The sequence below is a fragment of the Embleya sp. NPDC025285 genome (assembly GCF_055558835.1).
Genome location: NZ_JBVHLU010000087.1, coordinates 39,490 through 45,528 on the forward strand (window position 1 = coordinate 39,490; position 6,039 = coordinate 45,528).

General features: G+C 69.6%; 5 protein-coding genes. 4 read left to right on the forward strand and 1 reads right to left on the reverse strand.

Annotated elements, in window-relative coordinates:
* A partial coding sequence (locus ACZ4FV_RS39470) for a cob(I)yrinic acid a,c-diamide adenosyltransferase (protein WP_465325469.1) occupies nt 1-575 on the reverse strand: 575 nt, incomplete at its 3' end.
* Nucleotides 576-688: 113 nt separating this feature from the next.
* On the opposite strand from ACZ4FV_RS39470, the gene murA reads away from it, so the two are divergent.
* From murA to ACZ4FV_RS39490, 4 genes are all read left to right on the forward strand, one after another.
* A complete protein-coding gene (gene murA, locus ACZ4FV_RS39475; RefSeq protein WP_395865972.1) occupies nt 689-1,969 on the forward strand; it encodes a UDP-N-acetylglucosamine 1-carboxyvinyltransferase in 1,281 nt (426 codons plus the stop codon).
* A 112-nt stretch (nt 1,970-2,081) separates the two neighbouring features.
* Complete coding sequence (locus ACZ4FV_RS39480; protein WP_395865970.1) at nt 2,082-2,930, forward strand: 3-hydroxyacyl-CoA dehydrogenase family protein; 849 nt, start codon at nt 2,082-2,084, stop codon at nt 2,928-2,930.
* A gap of 303 nt (nt 2,931-3,233) precedes the next feature.
* Nucleotides 3,234-3,539 (forward strand): STAS domain-containing protein, encoded by a 306-nt coding sequence (locus ACZ4FV_RS39485; protein ID WP_395865968.1) that lies wholly within the window; start codon nt 3,234-3,236, stop codon nt 3,537-3,539.
* Between the two features lie 350 nt (nt 3,540-3,889).
* A complete protein-coding gene (locus ACZ4FV_RS39490; protein WP_465325477.1) occupies nt 3,890-5,875 on the forward strand; it encodes a protein meaA in 1,986 nt (661 codons plus the stop codon).
* Nucleotides 5,876-6,039: the final 164 nt, after the last annotated feature.

A 6,039-nucleotide genomic window follows, 5' to 3' on the forward strand; every position in this document is an offset into this window, starting at 1 on the left:
CGCCAGCGGTTGGCGCCGGGCACCCACAACACGTCGCCCACCTCGCGGTTCGCGTGCCGCGCCAAGATGAACAGCAGGTCGGACAGGCGGTTGAGGTACTTCACCGTCAGCGGGTTCATCGAGTCGCCGTGTGCCTCCAGGGCGGCCCACGTGGTGCGCTCGGCGCGGCGGGCGACGGTACGGGCCTGGTGCAGCAGCGCGGCGCCGGGCGTGCCGCCGTTGAGGATGAAGCTGCGCAGCTTCTCCAGGTTCTCGTTGTACTCGTCGCAGGCCGTCTCCAGCGCGTCGATGTAGCTCTGCTCCACGCGCAGCGGCGGGTACTTCGGGTCCTCGACGACCGGGGTGGACAGATCGGCGCCCAGGTCGAACAGGTCGTTCTGGACGCGGGTCAGCAGCGCGACGACGTCCTCGTCCAGGTTGCCGAGGGACAGCGCGACGCCGATCACCGCGTTGGTCTCGTCCACGTCGGCGTACGCCGCGAGCCGAGGGTCGGTCTTGGACGTGCGCGACATGTCGCCCAGCGCGGTGGTGCCGTCGTCGCCGGTGCGGGTGTAGATCCGGGTGAGGTTGACCATGACCGAACCCTAGTGCCGGTCCGCCGCGGATCGTCCGAAGGGCTTCCTGGAGCGCGCTTCGTCCGTGCTTGGCGCGGTCCGTGGAGGGGTCCGGGAATCAGTACGATTCTCCGATGGACAGGTTCCGGGTGACAGGTGGTCAGCGACTCTTCGGCGAGGTGCGGATCACGGGCGCGAAGAACAGCGCGCTCAAATTGATGGCTGCCGCGTTGCTCGCGGAGGGCACCACGGTGCTCGAGGAGGCGCCCCGGATCCTCGACGTGGAGATCATGAGCGAGCTGCTCAGGCGGCTGGGCTGTGAGGTCGAGGGGGAGACCACCGGGACGGTGCGGATCGACGTACCGGCCGCGCCGCGCTTCGAGGCGGACTACGACCTGGTGCGCAGCATGCGCGCGTCGATCTGTGTGCTCGGGCCGCTGCTCGCGCGCTGCGGCGAGGTGCACGTGGCCTATCCGGGCGGGGACGCGATCGGCTCGCGCGGCCTGGACATGCACATCGAGGGGCTGGTCAAGCTCGGCGCGACCGTGGAGAACTCGCACGGCGTGCTGATCGCCAAGGCGCCGAACGGGTTGAAGGGCACCACGGTCTGGCTGGACTTCCCGAGCGTGGGCGCGACCGAGAACATCCTGATGGCCGCGGTGCTCGCACAGGGCCGGACGGTGATCGACAACGCGGCGCGTGAGCCGGAGATCGTGGACATCTGCGCGATGCTCACCGAGATGGGCGCGCGGATCGAGGGGGCGGGCTCCTCGACGATCGAGATCGAGGGTGTCGAGGGGCTCAAGCCGGTACGCCACCGCACCGTGCCGGACCGGATCGTGGCGTGCACGTTCGCGGTCGCCGCGGCGATGACGCTCGGCGACGTCACGGTGCGCAACGCGCACCCCGAGCACCTGGAGATCGCGCTCGACAAGCTGACCCTGGCCGGTGCCGAGGTGTCGCACGTACGGGACGGCTTCCGGGTGGTGATGGACCGGCGACCCAAGGCCGTGGATGTGGTCACGTTGCCTTATCCCGGGTTCGCGACCGACATGCAGCCGTTCTTCGCCGCGATGAACTCGATCGCGGAGGGCTCGGCGATGATCACCGAGAACCTCTTCGAGGCGCGGTTCGTCTTCCTGCAGGAACTGCTCCGGCTGGGCGCCTCGATTCGCACCGACGGGCACCACGCGATCGTGCGCGGGGTCGAACAGCTCTCCGGAGCACCGGTGTTGACCGCGGACATCCGGGCCGGGGCGGGTCTGGTGCTGGCCGGTCTGGTGGCCGACGGGGACACCACGGTGAGCGGGGTGCACCACATCGATCGCGGTTACACCGGACTGGAGGTGCAGCTCCAGTCGCTGGGCGCGAAGATCGTCCGGGAGCCGGAGCCGGAGAGTACCTCGCGTTTCTGACGGGCCGTCAGGTAGGGGTCCGTCGTCGGCGGCGACCGCTGCGGCTACGCTCCCGGGCGAAGGACGTTCGTGCGGACGTCGGCTCGGGATCGTGTACTGGAGAGGTAGCGCAGTGACCAACAAGATCGCCGTCATCGGGGCCGGGCTCATGGGGTCGGGCATCGCCCAGGTCGCCGCCCAGGCCGGCTACGACGTCGTGCTGCGCGATGTCACCGACGCCGCCGTGGAGCGTGGGCTGAGCGGGATCGCGGCCTCGTACGAGAAGTTCACCGCCAAGGGGCGGATGACCGCCGAGGACGCCTCGGCGGCGCTCGCCCGGATCACCACCACCACGGACCTCGACGCCGTCGCCGACGCGGACGTCGTGGTGGAGGCGGTGTTCGAGAAGGTCGAGGTCAAGCAGGACGTCTTCCGCGACCTGGACCGGATCTGCAAGCCCGGCGCGGTGCTCGCGAGCAACACGTCGGCGATCCCGATCACCGAGATCGCCGCCGTCACCGCTCGGCCGGAGTCGGTCGTGGGCATGCACTTCTTCTCCCCGGTGCCGTTGATGAGCCTGTGCGAGCTGGTCCGCGGGTTCAAGACCTCGGACGCGACGCTGGCCACCGCCCGCGAACTGGCCGAGGCGATGGGCAAGACCTGCATCGTGGTCAACCGCGACGTGGCCGGCTTCGTGACCACTCGGCTGATCACCGCGCTCACCGTCGAGGCGGTGAAGCTGTACGAGGCGGGCGTGGCCACCGCCGAGGACATCGACATCGCCTGCAAGCTCGGCTTCGGCCATGCGATGGGGCCGCTGGCCACCGCCGATCTCACCGGCGTGGACATCATGCGCAACGCGACGAGCAACATCTACGCCGAGAGCAAGGACGAGAAGTTCGCGCCGCCGGAGTTGCTCAACCGCATGGTCGCGGCGGGCGACCTGGGCCGCAAGACCGGCAAGGGTTTCTACGACTACTGAGTCGGTTCGGTGCCGCCGCCGATCCGGGTTGCCCCGCGGGCGCTCGGCGGGTGCTCGACGGCCGCTCCGGGGTTCGATTCCGGGACCTGGGCCGGGTTCGATTCCGGACTCGGTCCCGGCTCCGATCACCGGGGCCCGGGGCGGCCGTTGGCCCAAGGGCGGATGCGCAGTCGGCGCATCATCTGATGATTCGTCACCTGTATGAGTGAAGTCCGATGTGATGAGTGAGGATTATCGGGTTTTGGGTGTTCTTCTGGGAAGTCGAACCGTCATCGAACGGACGGACTCCCCCAGGAGGAGACGATGCGCGTTTGGGGCGACCCGCGCGAGTTGCACTTGGAAGGCGCGCTCGACGTGCGGGCCACCGCCGATGTCCGGTTGGCGCTGCACGAGGCGCTGGACAACGGTGAGGGCGACCTGATTCTCAACCTCACCCGAGTACCCGCCCTGGACACCACCGGCCTGGGCCTGATCGTGGGCGCGCATCGACGCGCGGGCCGGCGCGAGCGTCGGCTGGTTTTGACCGGCGTCAACCCGGATGTGCACCGGGTACTGGTGCTGACCCGATTGCACCGCATCCTCACGCTCCGCCAACCGGCAGCCGCCTGACCTGGGCGAATCGGTCGTCCGAGCCGACACAGTGTCAGGCCGGGCGGGCAACGGCTTGCGTGCTGTGGTCGAACACACCCTGTCCGGGACGGTTACCCGTCAGTACACTCCGTGGTAAGCAGGGCCGCACCAGGCGCGGTGACAGCGGACCAGCGGGATAGCCCAGGCCGGTAGTCGCCGAACCCCGGTCGGTCCGGAACCTCCGGAGGTATTCCGTGGCGAGCCAGACGCCCTCAGCTCAGCCCTCGCAGCCGGCCGCGCCCTCTTCGGCGGCCCCGCCCTCCCCTTCGGCCGAGCGAGCCGCTTCGGCCGAGCAGGCCGCACCGATCACGCGCGACCGTCCCTGGGTGATGCGCACGTACGCCGGCCACTCCTCGGCCACCGCGTCCAACGCGCTGTACCGGCGCAATCTCGCCAAGGGTCAGACCGGTCTGTCGGTGGCCTTCGACCTGCCGACCCAGACCGGCTACGACCCCGACCACGAACTCTCGCGCGGCGAGGTGGGCAAGGTCGGCGTACCGATCTCGCACATCGGCGACATGCGGCAGCTCCTCGACGGGATCCCCGTCGAGGAGATGAACACCTCGATGACGATCAACGCGACCGCGCTGTGGATGCTCGCGCTCTACCAGGTCGTCGCCGAGGAGCAGGGCGCGGACATCGCCAAGCTCACCGGCACCACGCAGAACGACATCATCAAGGAGTACCTGTCGCGCGGGACCTACGTCTTCCCGCCCGGGCCCTCGCTGAAGCTGATCACCGACACCGTGGCGTATACGGTCTCGCACATTCCCAAGTGGAACCCGACCAACATCTGCAGCTACCACCTCCAGGAGGCGGGCGCGACCCCGGTGCAGGAGATCGCGTACGCGATGTGCACCGCGATCGCCGTGCTCGACGCGGTCCGCGACTCGGGCCAGGTGCCGGCGGACCGGATGGGCGACGTGGTCCAGCGGATCTCCTTCTTCGTCAACGCCGGCGTGCGGTTCGTCGAGGAGATGTGCAAGATGCGGGCGTTCGTCCAGCTCTGGGACGAGCTGACCCTGGAGCGCTACGGCGTACAGGACGCCAAGCAGCGCCGGTTCCGCTACGGCGTGCAGGTCAACTCGCTCGGCCTGACCGAGGCGCAGCCGGAGAACAACGTCCAGCGCATCGTGCTGGAGATGCTGGCCGTGACGCTGTCCAAGGACGCCCGCGCGAGGGCGGTGCAACTGCCGGCCTGGAACGAGGCGTTGGGTCTGCCGCGGCCGTGGGACCAGCAGTGGTCGTTGCGGATCCAGCAGGTCTTGGCGTACGAGTCGGACCTGCTCGAATACGGCGACATCTTCAACGGTTCGCATGTGATCGAGGCCAAGGTCGCCGACCTGGTGACGGGCGCCCGCGCGGAGATCGACCGGGTCCAGGCGATGGGCGGCGCGGTCGCGGCGATCGAGTCGGGCTACATGAAGTCGCAACTGGTCGGCTCGCACGCGGCTCGGCGGGCCCGGATCGAGGCGGGCGAGGAGGTGGTGGTCGGGGTCAACCGCTTCGAGACCACCGAGGAGAACCCGCTCACCGCGGACCTGGACGCGGCGATCATGAGCGCCGACCCGGACGCCGAGCGCTCGGCGATCGAGAAGGTCCAGGCGTGGCGCACGGCGCGGGACCCGGAGGCGGTGGCCGCGGCGATGGCCCGGCTGCGCGAGGACGCGCGGTCGTGGAAGGCCGCGGCGGCGGTCAACCTGATGCCGGCCACCTTGGCGTGTGTCCGGGCGGGAGTGACCACGGGCGAGTGGTCGCAGGCGCTGCGTGAGGAGTTCGGCGAGTACCGGGCGCCGACCGGGGTGTCCGGCGTGGTCGGCGTGCAGGACGGCGCGGGGCTGGCCGAGGTGCGGGGCGCCGTGCGGCGGGCCGGGGAGGAACTGGGCGGCCGGTTGCGGCTGTTGGTCGGCAAGCCGGGGCTGGACGGGCACTCGAACGGGGCCGAGCAGATCGCGGTGCGGGCGCGCGATGTCGGGTTCGAGGTGGTCTACCAGGGGATTCGGCTGACTCCGGCGCAGATCGTCGCGGCGGCGGTGGAGGAGGACGTGCACTGTGTGGGGCTGTCCATCCTGTCCGGGTCGCACCTGGAGCTGATTCCGGACGTGCTCTCGCGTATGCGCTCCGCGGGGATCGGGGACGTGCCGGTGATCGTGGGCGGGATCATTCCTTCCGCCGACGCGGTCACGCTGCGCTCGCAGGGGGTGGCGGCGGTGTTCACGCCGAAGGACTTCGGGATCACGGACATCATGGGGCGGATCGTGGAGGTGATCCGCGAGGCGAATGGCCTTGCGACGGTGCCTTCGGGTTTGGTGTGAGGTTGTCCGGCCTGCGGCCGTGGCTTGTCCTCAAACGCCGGACGGGCTGGGATTGGTCCGGCTTCCGGCGGAGCGGCGGTTGGTGAGTGCCGGTGTCCTCAAACGCCGGACGGGCTGGAGTGGGGTTGGTTCGGTTCCGGGGGAGCGGCGGTTGGTGAGTGCCG

Bases quoted from the DNA above. Each gene is read 5' to 3' on its own strand.
- ACZ4FV_RS39490 (WP_465325477.1), top strand. From the start codon at position 3,890: ATGCGCACGTACGCCGGCCACTCCTCGGCCACCGCGTCCAACGCGCTG.
- ACZ4FV_RS39485 (WP_395865968.1), top strand. From the start codon at position 3,234: ATGCGCGTTTGGGGCGACCCGCGCGAGTTGCACTTGGAAGGCGCGCTC.
- murA (WP_395865972.1), top strand. From the start codon at position 689: ATGGACAGGTTCCGGGTGACAGGTGGTCAGCGACTCTTCGGCGAGGTG.